14 protein-coding genes, 1 tRNA gene and 2 pseudogenes are annotated in these 18,476 nt (G+C 41.8%); 7 read left to right on the top strand and 10 right to left on the bottom strand.

Going from position 1 to position 18,476, the window contains the following annotated elements:
- Positions 1 to 184 (top strand): helix-turn-helix transcriptional regulator (locus PR795_RS07630; protein WP_272516781.1); only part of this gene is annotated, 184 nt, incomplete at its 5' end.
- Positions 185 to 773: 589 nt separating this feature from the next.
- On the opposite strand, the gene arsC is transcribed toward PR795_RS07630, so the two are convergent.
- The 5 genes from arsC to PR795_RS07605 are packed head-to-tail and all read right to left on the bottom strand — an operon-like array spanning position 774 to position 5,095.
- Positions 774 to 1,226: a glutaredoxin-dependent arsenate reductase gene (gene arsC / locus PR795_RS07625; protein ID WP_272516780.1), complete on the bottom strand. Its 453-nt coding sequence runs from the start codon at positions 1,224 to 1,226 to the stop codon at positions 774 to 776.
- 10 nt (positions 1,227 to 1,236) lie between these two features.
- Entirely contained in the window at positions 1,237 to 2,526 is a 1,290-nt protein-coding gene (locus PR795_RS07620; RefSeq protein ID WP_272516779.1) for an arsenic transporter, read from the bottom strand.
- Positions 2,527 to 2,581: 55 nt separating this feature from the next.
- Positions 2,582 to 4,333 carry an arsenical pump-driving ATPase gene (arsA, locus tag PR795_RS07615; RefSeq protein ID WP_272516778.1) on the bottom strand — a complete coding sequence of 584 codons (1,752 nt, stop codon included), beginning with the start codon at positions 4,331 to 4,333 and terminating at the stop codon, positions 2,582 to 2,584.
- A gap of 13 nt (positions 4,334 to 4,346) precedes the next feature.
- Complete coding sequence (arsD, locus tag PR795_RS07610) at positions 4,347 to 4,712, bottom strand: arsenite efflux transporter metallochaperone ArsD (RefSeq protein WP_272516777.1); 366 nt, start codon at positions 4,710 to 4,712, stop codon at positions 4,347 to 4,349.
- A gap of 47 nt (positions 4,713 to 4,759) precedes the next feature.
- On the bottom strand, positions 4,760 to 5,095 hold the full coding sequence (locus PR795_RS07605) for a metalloregulator ArsR/SmtB family transcription factor (protein WP_272516776.1): 336 nt from the start codon (positions 5,093 to 5,095) through the stop codon (positions 4,760 to 4,762).
- Between the two features lie 787 nt (positions 5,096 to 5,882).
- On the opposite strand from PR795_RS07605, the gene PR795_RS07600 reads away from it, so the two are divergent.
- The 4 genes from PR795_RS07600 (at position 5,883) to PR795_RS07585 (ending at position 13,220) form a co-directional block, all read left to right on the top strand.
- Positions 5,883 to 7,244 (top strand): hypothetical protein, encoded by a 1,362-nt coding sequence (locus tag PR795_RS07600; RefSeq protein WP_272516775.1) that lies wholly within the window; start codon positions 5,883 to 5,885, stop codon positions 7,242 to 7,244.
- Positions 7,245 to 7,606: 362 nt separating this feature from the next.
- Positions 7,607 to 8,386, top strand: a complete 780-nt coding sequence (locus PR795_RS07595; protein ID WP_336297981.1) for a Hachiman antiphage defense system protein HamA — start codon at positions 7,607 to 7,609, stop codon at positions 8,384 to 8,386.
- Positions 8,370 to 11,888 carry a DEAD/DEAH box helicase gene (locus PR795_RS07590; RefSeq protein WP_272516773.1) on the top strand — a complete coding sequence of 1,173 codons (3,519 nt, stop codon included), beginning with the start codon at positions 8,370 to 8,372 and terminating at the stop codon, positions 11,886 to 11,888. The genes PR795_RS07595 and PR795_RS07590 overlap by 17 nt, the downstream gene beginning before the upstream one ends.
- Positions 11,889 to 12,002: 114 nt before the next feature.
- Positions 12,003 to 13,220: a PDDEXK-like family protein gene (locus PR795_RS07585; protein ID WP_272516772.1), complete on the top strand. Its 1,218-nt coding sequence runs from the start codon at positions 12,003 to 12,005 to the stop codon at positions 13,218 to 13,220.
- Positions 13,221 to 13,443: 223 nt separating this feature from the next.
- Here PR795_RS07585 and PR795_RS18105 read toward each other — a convergent pair.
- The 4 genes and pseudogenes from PR795_RS18105 to PR795_RS07570 form a co-directional block, all read right to left on the bottom strand.
- Positions 13,444 to 13,603, bottom strand: a pseudogene (locus tag PR795_RS18105) (IS3 family transposase); the annotation flags it as partial.
- Between the two features lie 88 nt (positions 13,604 to 13,691).
- Positions 13,692 to 14,019, bottom strand: a pseudogene (locus PR795_RS18100) (IS3 family transposase); the annotation flags it as partial.
- A gap of 351 nt (positions 14,020 to 14,370) precedes the next feature.
- The gene (locus PR795_RS07575) at positions 14,371 to 15,579 is read right to left on the bottom strand and encodes a tyrosine-type recombinase/integrase (RefSeq protein WP_272516771.1); all 1,209 of its coding nucleotides are present in this window, start codon (positions 15,577 to 15,579) and stop codon (positions 14,371 to 14,373) included.
- Positions 15,580 to 15,774: 195 nt separating this feature from the next.
- A tRNA-Arg gene (locus PR795_RS07570) sits at positions 15,775 to 15,851 on the bottom strand.
- Positions 15,852 to 16,039: 188 nt separating this feature from the next.
- Between PR795_RS07570 and folD the strand changes: the two genes are divergently transcribed.
- Together folD and ybcJ are read left to right on the top strand one after the other, a co-directional pair.
- A complete protein-coding gene (gene folD / locus PR795_RS07565) occupies positions 16,040 to 16,897 on the top strand; it encodes a bifunctional methylenetetrahydrofolate dehydrogenase/methenyltetrahydrofolate cyclohydrolase FolD (protein WP_006660671.1) in 858 nt (285 codons plus the stop codon).
- Between the two features lie 17 nt (positions 16,898 to 16,914).
- The gene (ybcJ, locus tag PR795_RS07560; protein WP_006660670.1) at positions 16,915 to 17,127 is read left to right on the top strand and encodes a ribosome-associated protein YbcJ; all 213 of its coding nucleotides are present in this window, start codon (positions 16,915 to 16,917) and stop codon (positions 17,125 to 17,127) included.
- A 64-nt stretch (positions 17,128 to 17,191) separates the two neighbouring features.
- Here the strand turns inward: ybcJ and PR795_RS07555 are convergent, their stop codons facing one another.
- Positions 17,192 to 18,250, bottom strand: a complete 1,059-nt coding sequence (locus PR795_RS07555; protein ID WP_230083771.1) for a protein-tyrosine phosphatase family protein — start codon at positions 18,248 to 18,250, stop codon at positions 17,192 to 17,194.
- Positions 18,251 to 18,476 lie beyond the last annotated feature (226 nt).

Below are 18,476 nucleotides of genomic sequence, written 5' to 3'. Positions count from 1 at the left end.
AAATGACCAATTCGTTGATATGAAATTTATTACCCGTTTAACGGGACTAACAGACAAGTGGTTTTATAAATTGATCCAAGATGGAGAGTTTCCTAAACCGATAAAATTAGGGCGTAGCTCTCGCTGGTTAAAGAGCGAAGTAGAGAATTGGCTACAGGAGCGTATTACCGAGTCCAGAGCTTAACCATCATATCACTACCCTCTTCTTCGTTAGCAACACCAACATTTAAATCATACTGGAAATTCAACAATGAAAAAACATCATGCTCTTCATGAGACATTACTACGCCTTTACCAACTCTGACTAAATGGACTTACCAAACTTACTGTCAATCACGGAATGCCCATCCCTATATCAAGAATAGTTACCAGCTGATGTTGACAAATATACACTTTCCGGAAACGAATAACATACCAACTATCACCCCCATATACCTGTACCGATTAATACACCGAGCAACGCTTCCTGAGCCGTTATCTGTTCAAACTGATATGGATACTTCATCGTCGATAGCCACCTGCTAAGATACCATCTGATGCTGGAGGGTATGATTTGGTGCTAGATTTTCCTTTAGATAATTGGCTGAATGCCTTGAAGATGAAAACTGAAGAACAGCTGGTGGAATGGATAATTGGCAGGCAGATGGATAACTGGGGACTGACGAGGTGCATGGATGATTATGTACTATTCACAACAACATATTCATTTAATTGACGGCATAAATACAGACAGAGTGTTGAAGTTACTAACAACACTCAATCCCATTAATTTTTTAAGGTTTATGCTTATCAGACTCTATATTTGCATTTTTTACATCGTGACTACCAATCACTATTTGACCATCTTCCTTGATAAATTCACTTTGTTGCTGATTAGGCAATATATCTAACACTACCTCTGAAGGCCTACACAACTTTACGCCTAGCGAAGTGACTACAATCGGCCTATTAATCAGTATCGGGTACTGCAACATAAAATCAATGAGTTGGTTATCTGTATAGCAATCTTGTTCTAAATTTAATTGTTCATAAGGTTCAACATTTTTTCGTAATAGCTCTCTCGCTGTGATTTTCATATCGGCGATAAGTTGTACTAACACATCCTTAGTCGGTGGCGTTTCTAGATAGTAAATAATCGTTGGCTCAACCCCACTATTACGGATCATGGCTAGGGTATTGCGCGAAGTACCGCAATTAGGGTTATGGTAGATTGTGATCTCATTCATTGGGTTACCTTTAATTTAACAGTGAAAGTCGAAGCACTAGCGCAACAAGTGTGACTATGAGCACCGGGATCGTCATGATAATCCCTGTTTTGAAATAATATCCCCATGTAATGGTCATATTCTTTTGTGATAAAACATGCAGCCACAACAATGTCGCCAAACTCCCTATTGGTGTGATTTTAGGCCCCAAATCGGCGCCAATCACATTGGCATAAACCATTGCTTGTTGGATTAACCCTGTCGCATCACTCCCTTCAATCGATAGCGCACCAATTAATACCGTTGGCATGTTATTCATTATTGAGGATAAAAATGCAGTGATAAATCCAGTGCCTAGAGTTGCTACCCATAACCCTTTATCCGCAAGGTAATTGAGCGTTTCAGAAAGATAATGGGTTAACCCTGCATTCCTTAAGCCATAAACAACCAAATACATACCTAGGGAAAAAATGACGATTTGCCACGGTGCACCACGTAACACTTTTTTGGTATTAATCGTATGGCCTCTGGCTGCAATCACCCAAAGAATTAAGGCGCCAATAGCCGCAATAGCACTCACTGGAATACCTAATGGTTCTAAGACAAAGAAACCAATTAGTAGCAGTACCAATACCAGCCAACCAGCTTTAAACGTTGTTATGTCCCTAATGGCTAAAGTTGGTTCACTCAGTTTGGTAACATCATATTGTTTAGGAATATCTTTGCGGAAAAACCAATGCAGCATCGCTAATGTTGCAATAATTGCTGCAATATCCACTGGCACCATAATCGATGCATATTCAGTAAATCCAATATTAAAGAAGTCCGCAGAAACGATATTCACGAGGTTCGAAACGATCAGCGGCAAACTTGCCGTATCTGCAATGAACCCAGCAGCCATGACAAATGCTAATGTCGTGCCTTTGTTGAAACCAAGTGCCAATAACATCGCAATCACAATGGGCGTTAATATCAATGCCGCACCATCGTTGGCAAATAAGGCCGCAACCGTTGCACCAAGTAACACGATATAACTGAATAACAGTTTGCCTTTCCCCCCTCCCCACTTGGCAACATGTAATGCAGCCCATTCAAAAAAGCCACTTTCATCTAAAAGTAGGCTAATGATAATGACGGCAACAAATGTCGCCGTGGCATTCCACACAATATTCCAAACTATAGGAATATCTTGAAAGCTAATGACACCAAAAATAAGGGCTAAAACGGCCCCTGCCGTTGCACTCCAGCCAATACCCAGTCCTTTAGGCTGCCAAATAACAAAGGTGATCGTTAAAATAAAAATTAAAGCGGCAATAAACATAACAACCTCATTTAAAAGGTGCTTTTCCGCACCCTTTATTTTTAGAAAATAAAACTTATTCTGCGAGCTGACTTAATACAGATATCCCCACAGGCTCTGTTTCAAGCAAAGGAACGATAGCAACACGTTTTGCCAATGTTGATGTCACCTTTTCAATCTGAGCGACTTCCTGTTCTGCTCTTGAAAGTAACAATGGTGATGTTGTTTCCGTGATAGATAAACTGTTATTGATCACCCACGCCCACGGATGTATGTCTGCCCGTATTAAATCATTTTGCAAATTTTCCGCCTCAAGCACAGGCGTTGTTTCAGCGAGAGTCGTAATAATAACTTTGGTGCGTTCAGGATCTTGTAATTGCATCATCGGCGTTAAATAGTGGCCTTTTTCACCCATTTTTTTAGCAATTTCTTTATGGTATGCCCCTGTTGCATCCAGAAGTAATAATGTATGCCCAGTTGGTGCAGTATCCATGACAACAAAGCGTTTACCCGCGTCTCTAATGATGCGAGAAAAAGCCTGAAATACCGCAATTTCTTCTGTGCATGGAGAGCGTAAATCTTCCTCAAGTAATGCTCGCCCCTCCGCATCTAAATCTTTCCCTCTGCTTTCTAAGACATAATGACGATAACGCTCAGTTTCAGCGATAGGGTCAATTCGGCTAACTTGAAGGTTGGGTAAAACACCATCGAGGGTTGATTCAATATGCGCTGCTGGATCAGATGTGGTCAGATGTACATCAAGCCCTTTTTCTGCCAATTTAACTGCGATTGAGGCCGCAATCGTTGTTTTCCCTACACCACCTTTACCCATTAACATAATCAGCCCATGTTGTTGCTGAGATATTTCGCCAACCAGTTCTGACAAGGTAGGTAAAGAAATAGGTTGTTTTGTCGGGGCAATAGTTGGAATTTGTGGCATCTCATTCGATAACAACTGCTTCAGTGCATCGACACCCACCATATTGATATTTTGTAAAGAAAGAATATCGACAGGTAACGAGCGTAGTGCTTCAGGCATAGATGCTAATGCCGCTTGTTCACGAGAGTAGAGCGCATGGGATAACTTATCATTTTCAGTCACCGCCGTTTCAGGGAAAACACCATTGACAATCAATTGCTGATTTTTGATACCCAGAGATGACAACTCGCTATAGGTCCTCGCAACCTCTCTCAATGCCGCTGATTGAGGTCGTGCAACTAATACTAACCTTGTTAGTGATTTATCACTCAACGCTTCCACCGCCATGCTGTACTGCTCACGTTGTTTATCAAGACCAGACATTGGCCCTAAACATGACGCACCATCAGGATTGTCACTAATAAAATCACTCCACGCACCCGGGAGTTGTAATAAACGGATGGTATGCCCCGTTGGTGCGGTATCAAAAATGATATGGTCAAATTGCCCCGTAATTTCGGTATTAGTTAACAATCCAGTAAATTCATCGAAAGCTGCAATCTCTGTTGTACAGGCACCTGATAGCTGTTCCGTAATACTTTGAATTACCGCTTCAGGTAAACTTTCTTTGATTGGATTAATAATTTTGTTTCGATATTCTTCGGCTGCGGCTTGAGGGTCTATTTCAATAGCAAATAGATTTGGAACCAATGTTATTGGCTTAATATTGTTGCCTATCGATTGAGAGAATACTTGCCCAACATTAGAAGCTGGATCAGTGCTCACCAGTAAGACTTTTTTCCCTTTTTCAGCCAACTTAATTGCGGTCGCACAGGAAATAGAGGTTTTACCCACACCACCTTTTCCAGTAAAAAATAAATAATTAGGTGTGTTATCTAAAAATTTCATTTTATTGCTCCTGTTAACAACACGTTTTACCATTACCACAACACGATTTAACAATTTCGGCTTTTTCAATATTCAGGCGAATACCAAACCATCTGGCTAGCTCATGTCGTTTTGGGTATCGACCAGTCAGCACAATCTCACCATCCAGAATCAATAGTGGAAGTGACTCGGTACCTGCGGTTTCCAAAAATGTTTTTGCTTTTGTGTTGTTAACGAACGCCATTGGCTCTTGTGCTAAATTAAAACGCCTTATATTTGCCCCTTGTTTTTTTAACCAATCCGCATCTGTTGCGAAGTCTACCAATGCTTGATCGACTTCTGTTCCACAAACACCTGTGCTACAACATAACGCTGGGTCAAAGACTTCTAGTTTTTTCATACCTCAACCTTATATATGATTTTTCATATATGTTAATTTAAAAAATTTTATGCGGAACAATTACTCGCAGACTCTTTTGTCTCTAGACTCTTAAGCAAATCTGAAACTCTATTTTTCTCTGTGACATAGGTGACATCAATGATACTTTTCACCCACGGTAGTAATGCCGGAGATAATCGATAATGAACCCATTTACCATGCTTTGAATCGAGCAAAAGACCCGACTCTCTAAGCATTGCTAGATGTCGAGATGTCTTTGGTTGCGATAAATTTAAGGCCGTGTAAATATCACAGACACATAGCTCACCAGATGCTTTCAAAAGCAACACGATATCGAGCCTTGTTTGATCACCTAAAATTTTAAACAGTTGTAATGGTTCCATGTGCACCTCTTCAGTCTTTTCTTTAAATTATACCTAAAAGATACATCCGTCAAATCGAATATGTTTTTTTATTTGAACAATTAATTCCTTTTTGTACTAGTCAATAGAGAAGATAAGAATCAATGATGATAACTACTAACTCCCATCACAACGTGATACCCAATAATAGATACTGTATGTAATACCACTTGAATAATTTTCATTCAATCATCAATATTGTTAATATTTATAAGCTTTTCGTTTCGATAAAAACAAGGATGTACACATGCATGAAGGAAAAACATCCCAATCAAAATCAAGTACCGCAGGCCAATATTTAGGGTTTGCTCTCCAGCCAGTTCGGTTATGCTACCACTCACTGAGTGCTCCTGATGATGCATGTGTTTCTCTCGAATACTACGATGATGTAGCAGTACACTATGCAAACAATGGCGTACTACTAGAGCAAACAAAAAACGCACACAGTAAAGTAAACGAGAAACATCTCCGATACTACGTCCTCGATGCAACATCAGCATGCGGTCAACTTGTAGGTGTGGTGCTATTATTGCTATCACTCAGTCCTGTTAGTGATTTTGGTTGGTTTGACGATCACTCAGATCACACAATCCGGACTGGGTTCCCTTCAAGGGAGCTATTATTTAACACAGATAGTTGAAGGTGTACTTGAATATAAGTTTGTTTAAATAGAGTGTGGATTCTTTAGCGTATAGAAGTAGGAGATTATTCGCTAACGTCAGATAGAAAACTCTCTTTATTTTAGAAGATGGCGACGTGAGATGGTTGTATGAATATTTTGGCTTTGAAAGAGTTGCTACGGCCTGTGGTGGGGAATTTGAAGGATCATTGTGTGGACACCAAAATCCCCGAGTTCTGCCGTGGTCTTGGTCTACCCATACCCGAGAAAGGTGGCTCAAAGCGTGAACGAATGCTTGCATCTTTCGATGCGCTTAATGACTCCGACCTTCCTAAGCTTGCGCAGACACTATTGGATCGACGAATTCTCAACATAGTGACACGTAATCAGACCCAAGAGCTACTATGGAGCGACGAACCTAAAATCGAGATACCTAAGCGGTATCGTCGAGAGTTGGCACGAGCTTTGCAACCATTTGAGCTCTTTCGCCACTGGGAGCACTTTAAGCTTTTGCTACAAGAAATTTTTATAATTCCCGATGATTTAAGCGCACTTTTATTGGGGACCGAGACGGGCATTCTGGCAGAAATCTACCAGCATTTTGTACGAAATCCTGAGGACGCCGACGTCGAGTGGTTATTTGAGAAATTGCAGGTATTCGATCTCTCCGAACCGCGTTTTCGACGGTGGCTTGAGGGATTAGTCTCCTCTGACGTGCAGATAGATGCTGAGGCGCAGTTTACCTTAGTTACGGCTATAAATGTGGTGTTGAGAATATGTGGTTCTGAAATGCGTCATGTGTCCGATCTAGGAGGCTATCCAGTCTTTGGCCTTGTACTCTTACGGGCTGCTAGGGGCAGTCCTAAGAACATTATTTTTGCATCCTTCAGCAAACCTGATATTCGGCTTAGCGACTCGATAGAGAATGATATCGAGATACTTTCTAGCCCAGATGATGTACTGGTTTACGACAAGCCCTTAAGTAGTGATGGATTGCGCTGGCGTGAGCTCCAGTCGTGGTGGGCAGAGCTAAAGCAGGAAGATGATTTCACATGTGCAAAAAAGACTCTCTATCGACGTTTACAACAGAGTTTACCTCTTTCATCACCGCCTCAGCAGATGTTATTTGAATCATACTTTCGCAGTTTTGGTCCGGCAATTCACGACTTACCAGCGCTGTTACCGGAGGTTTGGCTACATTGGGACCCGAAGACAGTTTCCGAACGAGGAGCCCTGGCTTTGCTTAATCATCGGATGGATTTTCTCATGCTGCTGCCTGCTGGCGGTAGGGTGGTAATAGAAGTCGATGGAATTCAACATTACTCGGATGATATGCAGCGGGCAAACACGCGTAAGTACGCTCAATTGGTCGCTGGTGACCGTGAGTTGAAACTAGCAGGTTACGACGTCTATCGTTTTAGTGGTACCGAGTTTCAGGGGAAAGATGCTCCATCCAAAATAAAAGCTTTCTTTGTTGCGTTGTTGAAGCGTCATGGGATCAACGTTAATTGAAAAAGTTCGGGTTATGATACTCACAATAATTCGCCATTCTAGTTTTCGAATTTGCAGAGAATGCGTGGAAGATGTGGCTATTGCAAACTGGGAATTTCTTTATTTCGATTTTTCGTTGTCCCCTAATAGCATCACAATCAGTTTAGAAGAGCATCCGGAGCCATAGTGACGGTAATGCGTTTTAAAAAGGTTCATCGGTCCAACATCTTCAATTGATACCAGTTGGTTTACATAGCAGATGTGACATGTTGCTTATATAGGTAGGTATTTTTTTAATCGCCTAAGCGGATACATTTTAAAGGTAACCGACAGCTACTTTAATTAAATTAGCTAGTTGGGATTGACGTTTGGAGGTGAAAAGCGTGGTGCAATTCAATGATTGGTGCGACTCGGTTGATAATCCTGTTGGGCAACACTTTCTCCGTGTGATGAGCGGCCGTGCGGCAAACCTCGCTGTTGGTATTCAAGCCGCAGCTGCAGCTATTCCAGCACACTACGCATCTGAAGAACACGTAGCTCGAGCACTTCGACGCTTAGGAAAACCAGCTGCTGCAGCGTTAATAGAGGGCAAGCTTCCTACAACAAAGAATATTCGTTCGGGAGATCTTGGTGAAATCTTTGCTACTGAATGGATCGATTCCCAAAGCGGTGGCTATCACGTTCCGATAAAACGGTTACGCTGGAAAGATCATCGCAACATGGCGATGCGTGGTGAAGATGTGATTGGCATTTTTCAAGATCCGCAAACACATCGTTTAAACTTTTTAAAAACTGAGGCCAAAAGCCGAGCGACTTTAACAACACAAGTTGTAGCAGAAGCCCGAGCGAATTTAGACAAAGATGGAGGACTTCCCTCCGGACACGCGCTCTCATTTATTTCGGCACGTCTACTCGAACTAGGTAATGTCTCTTTGGCTGACGCAATTGATGACACTTTGCTTAAATACGGCATTCCTGCGGCTAGTGTCCGGCACCTTCTTTTCACTTTCTCTGGTAATTCACCTGTGACTATGCTGACAGCCTCGCTTCGAGCTTACCCTGGTTTATTTAATCAAATTGGTGTTGGCCTGCGAGTTGAAGGTCATGCTGATTTTATCGGCGCTATCTATGAGCAGGTGATTACAAATGCCAATAACACCTGAAGACATAATTGCAGATATTAATGAGGCGTCAACAGCGGGATTTCGCGGACGTCTTATCGCTCGTGGACAGGCCAGAGCAATTATTTGGCGTGATGGTGTATTGCCGCCTGATGCTCCTGAATTCTCAGCTCAACTCAGCCACGAGCTCCATTCCTATGCTTATGCACTGATCGGGCTTGGCCTTCGGCTTCGTGAATTGGGCGGTGATGCTTCAAAGGCGCGCATCGCTTTTGAACAAGCAGCTACAGCTCTTGAGGCTGTTATTGCAAAGGGCAATAGAGAAGATGTTGATCGTGACTTTCACTTTGTCATGGCCGCTGCGAGTTACCATCTTGCACATCTCTCTGCTCGTGCTTACTCTCTGCTAACTATTGTCAAAAACGATGATAATTTCTCACCGATAGAGCGGGTCATTGCTCGATTGATACAGAGAGATTTTAGTACGCTCCGTACCAGCGTGCTTAATTATCGTGCCAACGATGAAGGTAGTGATGAGTACATTACCACTGCTATTCAAGCCAGTCTCGACGAGATTAACAGCGGCAAAAATTTTACTGGATCTGGCAACGACTTTCTTTTTGATGGTCTTGATACGGCACTGACTGATGCCTTTATGGCAGCAACATCACTTTTTCTCCTAGCCATAGAACGCGGTGAGAGGCCATTACTCCATCAAGCAATTACAATACTCAGGAAGAGTCTCACAATTTGTGGCGAGTTGAACATGTTGCCACAATGGTGGGTGCATATTATCGCAATTCACCTCATGTCAGATCTCTGGTCGACTACTTTTCACGAGAAACTACCACTTCTGTCAGAGGATGGGGAAACACCTGAGTGGACCAAGCTTAGAGAATTGTTCATTGCACTGCTTCAGTGTCGCCATAAAGCTGAGATTGACCTTTGGCCGTCGCAAATAGAAGCTGCGGCCCGTGCTGTTAACCAATCTGATGACTTGGTCGTATCCCTGCCTACAAGTGCTGGTAAAACACGTATTGCTGAACTGTGCATATTACGTTGCCTAGCAGGTGGTAAGCGAGTCGTATTCATCACACCTCTGCGTGCTCTATCAGCGCAAACGGAGGCCATGTTATTGAGGTCATTCGGCCCATTAGGTAAGTCGATCTCGGCACTTTACGGCAGTATCGGTGTCAGCAGATTCGACGAGGACGCAATCAGGAAGCGGGATATAGTGGTAGCAACACCAGAGAAACTCGATTTCGCGTTGCGCAACGATCCAACACTACTTAATGACGTCGGTCTACTTATCTTCGACGAAGGACATATGATCGGCCTTAATGAGCGCGAGGTTCGGTACGAAGTACAAATTCAGCGCCTTCTCCGACGAGCGGATGCTCATGAGCGACGGATTGTCTGCCTATCGGCCATCTTACCTGATGGCGATCAACTTAACGATTTCGCAGCATGGCTACGTCGTGATCAACCAGGTGAGGTGGTTAAAAAGGATTGGCGTCCTACACGTTTGAGGTTCGGTGAAGTGGTTTGGACTTCTCCTACTGGGCGACTAAATCTCCGTGTTGGAGATGAACGTCCTTGGGTACAGCGGTTTATCTCTGGTACAGTACCGCCAAACTGGGTTTATCCCAAGAGGCGTCGGAAGCGTATTTTTCCCGATAACCAACGTGAACTCTGTTTGGCAACTGCCTGGAGATTAATTGAGGATGGACAAACAGTCCTTATTTTCTGCCCGCAACGTCGAAGTGTAGAACCTTACGCGGAAGTAATTGTTGATCTTCATGAGCGGGGAGCTATATGTTCTCTGTTGGATGTTGATCCTATCGTCCTGAATACAGCCATCACGCTTGGTGAGGAATGGCTGGGAGCGAATAGCACTATTCTCAAATGTCTTCGTTTGGGGGTGGCTTTACATCATGGTGCCCTCCCTACAGCCTACCGTAAAGAGGTTGAGCGGCTCTTACGTGATAATGTACTTAAAGTGACTATTTCATCGCCGACGCTAGCACAGGGGCTTAACCTATCAGCCACAGCTATTGTCATGCATTCTCTTCATCGTAATGGTGAAGTTATTGAAGTCTCTGAATTTAAAAATGTTATTGGGCGTGCTGGTAGGGCGTATGTCGATGTTGAAGGCATTGTTCTCTTTCCTATATTCGACAAAATCGCGCGACGGCAAAGTCAGTGGGAAGCTCTCATCACCGATCTCGGAGCACGGCAAATGGAGAGTGGATTGATACTATTAGTTTCAACACTTTTATTGCGTATGCACGCCCGCATAGGTGGTGGTATCAATGAGCTCACTGAATATGTAACCAACAATGCTTCTGCTTGGATATTCCCAGAGGTCGAAAACGAAAAATCTGAAGAACAGGAGCGCGCTCGTACTGATTGGGAGCAACATGTTGCAACACTTGATACGGCGATCCTTAGTCTTATTGGGGAAAATGATGTCCCCGATGAAGCTATTGAGGATACTCTAGATACCATTCTTCAATCCTCCCTTTGGCAGCGCCGTCTACTTCGTTATAACGAACAGCAGCAGCAAGTCCTCAAAGCAGGGTTAGTCTCCCGTAGTAAATTTATATGGAGTAATTCAACAGCCGTACTTCGGCGAGGTTACTTCCTGGCTGGAGTGGGGCTTGAAACTGGTCATGCGTTAGACGCTATTGCAGTGAACGTTAATCTGCTTTTACTCGAAGCTAATAACGCAATTCTTCATAATGATGTTGAGGTGGCGATTGCCACAATAACAGCCCTAGCAGAACAAGTTTTTACTTTTCATCCCTTTAAGCCAGACATCTTTCCCGATAGCTGGCGAGATATTCTGCGAGCTTGGCTCCTCGGACAACCTTTAACTGGTATAGCCACCGGGCAGGAATCGGATATGTTACGGTTTATCGAGGGGGGGCTGGTATATCGTTTACCTTGGGCTATGGAGGCAATCCGAGTTCGTGCCGTGGCGAACAATGATGTGGTAGGAGAATTAGGTTTGCAACTAGATGACTATGAACTAGGCCAAGCTGTGCTCTCCGTCGAAACTGGTACGCTCAATCGTTCTGCTTCGATACTTATTCAAGCCGGTTTCAACTCAAGGCTTGCTGCGATCAAGGTTGTAACCGATACTGGTGCCACTTTTCATAACAATCATGAGCTTCGACAATGGCTCAATTCTGAAATTGTTGTAGGGTTGAGTGTACAACCAGATTGGCCAACGGCTGAAACCAAAACGATATGGACTGATTTTGTGCAATGTTTTAGCCCGATAGAAAATAATACGTGGGAAGAACGTAGATACTGGACAAACGTAACTTGGTTCGGTGTTCCGCCGCCGCCGGGTACGCCGGTACAAATTTATCATGGAATGGGGCAAGCAAGTGTTTTAGCTGCCGATGGTAAACCACTTGGTTCTATATCGGCAGCGCTCAATCCCACTAGAAGTGGGCTACTCCGTGCACAAGTGGCTCAAGACGTCACACGGATCGACCTTACTTACTTAGGACCTGCAGATCTATTGCAGATATAAATAGTAAAGATTCCTGTAGTTCTTTTTTCGGTATGGGGACTATTTGGATTTATTGGAATGTAGATTATATTCAGGGAGAGTTATTTCATTATTTTTATTAGTTGCGTGATCCTTATGAAAGATAAAGAGAAAAATATAGCTGTATTGCTGGACCAAGTTACTCAATGGAACGAAATTATAGTGCGAGCTAAATCAAAATACCAAGCTGAACTTGCTCCGGATTTTAGCCTTATCGACTGGTTGAATAATGATGAGTTAGCTCTTTCCCGTTATTTACATTTTTTACTTTCAGCTGAAGCAACACACGGTCAATCAACACTATTTTTAAAAAACTTTCTTTCATTGATAGCGATATATAAGCATGAAAGTCCAATTTCTATCGAAAATTGTCATTATGAAACTAGGGTAGATTATGAAGTTACCCTTGCGAATGGTCGTAGAATAGATCTACTGATCACCTCCCCTGAAGGGATCATCGGTATTGAAAATAAACCATGGGCTGCAGATCAAAAAAATCAATTACTCGATTATGCTCAATGTTTGAGTAAAACAGGGAAACAATGGAAATTAATTTACTTATGTAACAGTGATCCCAGTGAATATACACTGCCCGCAGAAACTTGTGAGGATATAAGTGATAACATATTAACAATATCGTGGCATGCGGTTGTTGATTGGTTGATGCATTGTGCTTTATATATACGATCTGGAAATGTTAAGTTATTCGTCGAATCACTTGTTAAGTATATTAATCGGTCAATAAATTATGAGGTTGTTATGGATGATGATATCGAACTCTCTAAACTAATTTTGAAGAATGACGATTCTATTAAATCGGCATTTATGATTCACAACAAAATAGATGAAATAAGACAGATACTATTTTCATCATTAATCTATGATTTGAGATCTAAACACAAAGACATAAAAATTGAGATTTCAAATAACAACGCATCAAATAAATACTATTCTTTCTATATTCCTTTAGACAATAGAGATATGTATAGTTTACGTTGGGAATTTGAACAAAAAAATTATAATAGTTTATATTTTGGTTTGAGTGGTACCGATCCTGATGAAAATAAAAACCTTAAAATAAGGACGATGATGAATAGTATCTTCGCTCATCTTAATGGTAAATTTAGTAAGTATTACACTTGGTGGTCGTGGGATCTCGATCCACAAGGACGAAATAGAGTTCCTAATAATTGGGGAGATGATGGTTCTGTCTGGTCATCTATGAATAGTCGAGATAATAACAGCATATTCGCTGCAATCAGTGAAACAATAGATATATTCTATAAAGAAATGGACATGAATAATTTCAAATAAAAATATTCAGTTCAAATTATATAATAATCAACAAGGATGTTGGTTATTGTGGTGAAATAATGAATGATAAAACCTACACCATATGAATAAGATAGTAAGTTTTAATGAGGGGGTATCTCAATGTCATGTAAACTATATGACTATTGAAAAGTTAGGTAATCCCCCATTTTTAACCAAAGTGACAAGTAGTATCAATTCATACGTGTATATTCTGCATTGGTGTCTAGCCATTTAACGCCATATTGGGCTTTCGTGATTATAAAACCATTGCCAGCGCGTTGCATAGTCCTACAGCTCGCCAAGTGAGTTAAACAGGTGCTGTCCAGCCGTAATGTACTGCCCTGTTATATCACATTCTGCTGCAGTTTACTCGGTTGTATGTAACGAAGCATGGTATACTACAGTGCTACCCATGACGGCTATATTTTACGGGTATATCCAAGCCCGCTATAACGTTATATTGCTGCTGGTTTGCAGACAGAGAAAAATTCACATCAAGCCAGTGCCTCACGATTAAAATCATCAATAACATTCAGTAAACGGACTGGACGGCCATCCGACCGTTGGTCATACATGAAGTTCATCGACCAACATTCGTTACAGCTTTCAGGCTCCGTCAACGGTTCGGGCTTATCCCATTTCAGGCGTTTTTTCGGTTTAATCCTCATGCTCAGAGCCAGCCCATAGTAAATCTGGTACACTCTTTTGTACTGAGTTTAAAGCCTTTTACGTTACGCAGATACAAAAAGCACAGACCAAATTCTCGGTTATGCTGACTACCAGTAATCCGGAGCAACCAACAATAACAGCATTTTTTAAACAAGCATTACTCGTGCCGTGCTAACGACGCAGCTCCGCCACTGGCATAGCTGCCTCCGCTTGTTTCAGGGTGGGCATGATCTAGTTGTCAGTAAAACATGCTTTATTCATAGAAATCTCCCTAGTTCAGATTACGAGAAAATTCCACTTATGAACACACCTAGTTTTCGGGGGATTACCCATTATTGAAAAATTCTATTTTATTAAAGCTAATGATATTTTTCTGACTTAGCTCTCATGCAACCCCAGAATTCCAAACAATAGATATAAAACAATAATTACCCCCATTAAAATAGCCATCTTTACATCTAAAGATAAAGATGGCTATTTATCACTTAAAACTCACACTCACCACATTCCCTACCCCACACTCCAACTCATCAATATAATCCGCATACCACTGGATCATCTCTCTTCTGTTTTCTAGGTACTGAGCATGGTTATACGTACCACGGATCGTATTCTTATCAACATGAGCGAGTTGAAGCTCAATCCATGCCGTATTAAATCCCTTCTCATGCAAGATAGTACTCATTGTGTGCCTAAAACCATGTCCAGTTGCTTTTCCATGATAACCAATACGTTTAAGAACCTGATTAACACTTGCTTCGCTCATTGGCTTGGTAATGTCATTTCTACCGGGGAATACCAGTTTATAACGTCCGGTAATAGCTTGAACTTCACGTAATGCAGTGATGACTTGAGTCGATAATGGAACAAGATGTGGGCGGCGCATTTTCATTCTTTCTTTTGGGATCTCCCAAATACAGCGTTCGAAATCAAACTCCCCCCATTCTGCTAAACGTAGCTCAATAGTTCTCACGCCTGTTAACATCAGAATTTTAGTTGCTAGCCGAGTAATTGGGCTACCTGAATAATGATTTAATGCATTAAGAAACTCAGGTAATTCATTAGCAAGTAAATGAGGGTAATGCTGTGCTTTAGGAGGTGTTAATGCGCTAGCAAGTTCAGAAGCAGGGTTGTATTCTGCTTTGCCCGTTACAATCGCATATCTGAAGACTTGGTTACATGCTTGGCGGATCTTACGTAACTTGTCTAACACTCCTCTTTTTTCAAGTTTACGCAGCGTACTGAGTACTTCTAGTGGCTTAATTTCAGCAATTGGCCTTTTACCTAGATCAGGAAAAATGTCATTTTCAAATGACTCCATCAAATCTTCAGCATAACCTTTAGACCAGTTTGGCTTTTTATATTCGTGCCATTCAAGGGTTACAGCTTGAAATGTATTATTAACCGCTGATTTACGTTCTATCTTCTCAAGCTTTTTCTGTTCTGAAGGATCAATGTTGTTAGCGATTTGACGTTTTGCTTCATCTCTACGCTGTCTTGCATCCGCTAAAGAAATTTCAGGGTAGACGCCAAGTGCTAATGTTTTTTGTTTTCCATCGAATCGATATTGTAACCGCCAGTATTTAGAACCATTAGAATGCACATAAAGGTGCATCCCTTCACCGTCAGTGAGTTTGTATCCTTTATCGGCAGGCTTTGCCGTTCTTACCTTCACATCTGTTAGTGCCATATAGGAACTCCCATGAGTTTGTGTTGGTATAAGAATTCATTGAACCTGTATGTACCAACACATATACCAACAAATATTACTTGATGTAAGTTGATATAGGTAGACGTCAGTTGAACGAAGAAAGGTTAAAATCAGCTAATTCACTGAATTTTAGGCATAAAAAAAGACATCGGTTGATGTCCATTGACTTCGAAATGGTACGCCCTACAGGATTCGAACCTGTGACCTACGGCTTAGAAGGCCGTTGCTCTATCCAACTGAGCTAAGGGCGCATTATGTGCGCAGACAGCCTATCTGGCTGATGGCGTTGAATTATACGGTTGCTGAGCGCCGAGTCAATGGGTTTTCACTACTAAAATAACGATATGGTTACTTTATATAACAGATAGACCTGACATTACGAACAAGTTCTGACAAAATAGAGCCATCCCCCGCGTCTCATATATGGATTAAGTTACAGATGTTAGCAAAAATTATTGATGGGAAAACGATTGCGCAAGCAATTAGACAGGAAGTTGCTCAAAAAGTACAAACTCGTATTGCCAATGGTAAACGAGCACCGGGTCTTGCCGTGATTCTGGTAGGCGCTAACCCTGCGTCTCAAATTTACGTTGGCAGCAAGCGACGTGCCTGCGAAGAAGTTGGCTTTCTATCTCGCTCTTATGATTTACCAGACACGACCACTGAAGCCGAGCTTCTCAAACTTATCGATGACTTAAACCAAGACACTGACATTGATGGTATTTTAGTTCAATTACCACTCCCAGCGGGTATTGATAACGTTAAAGTGATTGAGCGAATTCACCCTGACAAAGACGTAGACGGCTTCCATCCATATAACGTAGGTCGTTTATGTCAACGAGCGCCTCGCTTACGCCCATGCACACCAAGAGGGATTGTGACCCTACTTGAGCGTTATGATATTAATACTTACGGTTTAAATGCCGTTATCATTGGCGCATCAAATATTGTTGGTCGTCCAATGAGCCTTGAATTATTATTAGCAGGCTGTACCACCACCGTTACCCACCGCTTCACTAAAGATCTCGAACAGCATGTCCGCAATGCAGATTTGCTCGTTGTCGCTGTCGGTAAACCTAATTTTATTCCGGGTGAGTGGATCAAACCAGGCGCTATTGTTATTGATGTGGGTATTAACCGCTTAGAAAATGGCAAGGTGACCGGTGATGTTGATTTTGATGAGGCGTCAAAACGCGCTGCATGGATCACACCAGTACCGGGTGGTGTTGGACCTATGACCGTGGCAACTCTGATCCAAAACACGTTACAGGCGTGCGAAGAGTACCACGATATTTAATGTAATTTGGAGTCACAATGGATATTTTTCATCTTGATGGTCATCCCCACATTGAGCTATGCGACCTATTAAAAATTGAAGGTTGGGCTGAAAGTGGCGCAATGGCAAAAGCAATGATTGCTGATGGCTTAGTGCAAGTTGATGGCGTTGTTGAAACGCGTAAACGCTGCAAAATTGTCGCAGGAAAAATTGTTTCCATGGGAAGCGAACAAATTCAAATTCAAGAATAGTTAGCCTAGGTAAGCTGAAAAATATCAGCTTACCTCCCCCTATCTGAGAAAGCACTTCAGAGTATTATTTCAGGTATTTCTGCAAATCAACCAGAGTATTGTATTGAGCCTCTGTCTGTACCATATCCATATTCCCTGATGTCCTGAGTCCAACCACAATGTCATCCACGGTCAATCTATTATCTTTTTTTGTTAATTGCATCGCCGCGGCTAAAACACCTGTGCGCCCTATCCCTGCTTTACAATGAATAACTGGAAGAGGTTTATTCCTCCCTTCAATATCTACACCCTGATATTTTTTTAATTTAATCAAACTGCCATGGGTCAGTATATCCACCATGCGACTCAATTTTTTCAATTCGCTCGTTGTGATCGTTTTTCCATCATCCCAATTAATAATATGAATAACGGGCAAATTATGGGCTCGACCCCGCCCTTTAATCTCCAATTTATATTGGCTAAACATTAGCGGCATCTTATCTTTTTGATCGACATTTTTATCTACCCGATAATTTACCCGCAACCTCAATGAGGTTACTTCAATATCACCATATTGTTTTGAACCCATAAAATAGGCAGGTAGCCTCTGTTCTGCTCCAAACGAAATATTAAGTTCACTTTTTGAAGATAACACAACCAGCAATGGCGCTTTATTTTCCATCAACATGGTCAAATGGTTTTCAATCGCTTGAGTTTCGTTTTTAGGATACTGGCAGCGTATCGCAAGATTATCGCCTTTGATCTGTAACCGATTTGCCGATAATAAAATTCGTTGATAGGCCTTATTTAAAATCGATATCTGCGTTTGCTTCGCACTCCCAATATTCGGATACCGTTGTCCTCTATCTTGAGTGTCATATTCAATGTTTTTTTCATTTATCGATAACTGTGTTTTTTCTTTCAATTTATCAAATTCAGACTGTTTGGGAACAAGAGATATATTCAGTTTTAATTTAGGGCGCTTATTCAATGAGACTTTAGGATTTACCACAACCGAGCTAGTTTGTGGCGTGTTTTTGACCGCATTAAGCTCAGTCAAAACTGGGTGATTGACTGCTACGGAAGTCGATGGAGTCGCAACTGCTTGTATCATTGCAGGGCGAGTTGACGTTATCGGGAACATAATTATCCTTACTATGTCATTAAAAGAATACAACTCGATTCATTGAACAGTATTCATTCCTTCCCCTTACCTCGCTTGCACATTTAGCGGTTGAATTCATGAAAAAAACCCACCAAAAACAGATCATTTTTAGTGGGTTTTATTCTTATTTGTTAGCCTGATTAACCTGAATTCTCTAAATTATTCGAATTGTAGCAAGGCGCCAATCCCTAGGAGCATACATAAA

The sequence above is a fragment of the Providencia sp. PROV209 genome, assembly GCF_028479485.1.
GTDB lineage: Bacteria > Pseudomonadota > Gammaproteobacteria > Enterobacterales > Enterobacteriaceae > Providencia > Providencia alcalifaciens.
This window is presented reverse-complemented; position numbering and strand designations above follow the sequence as displayed.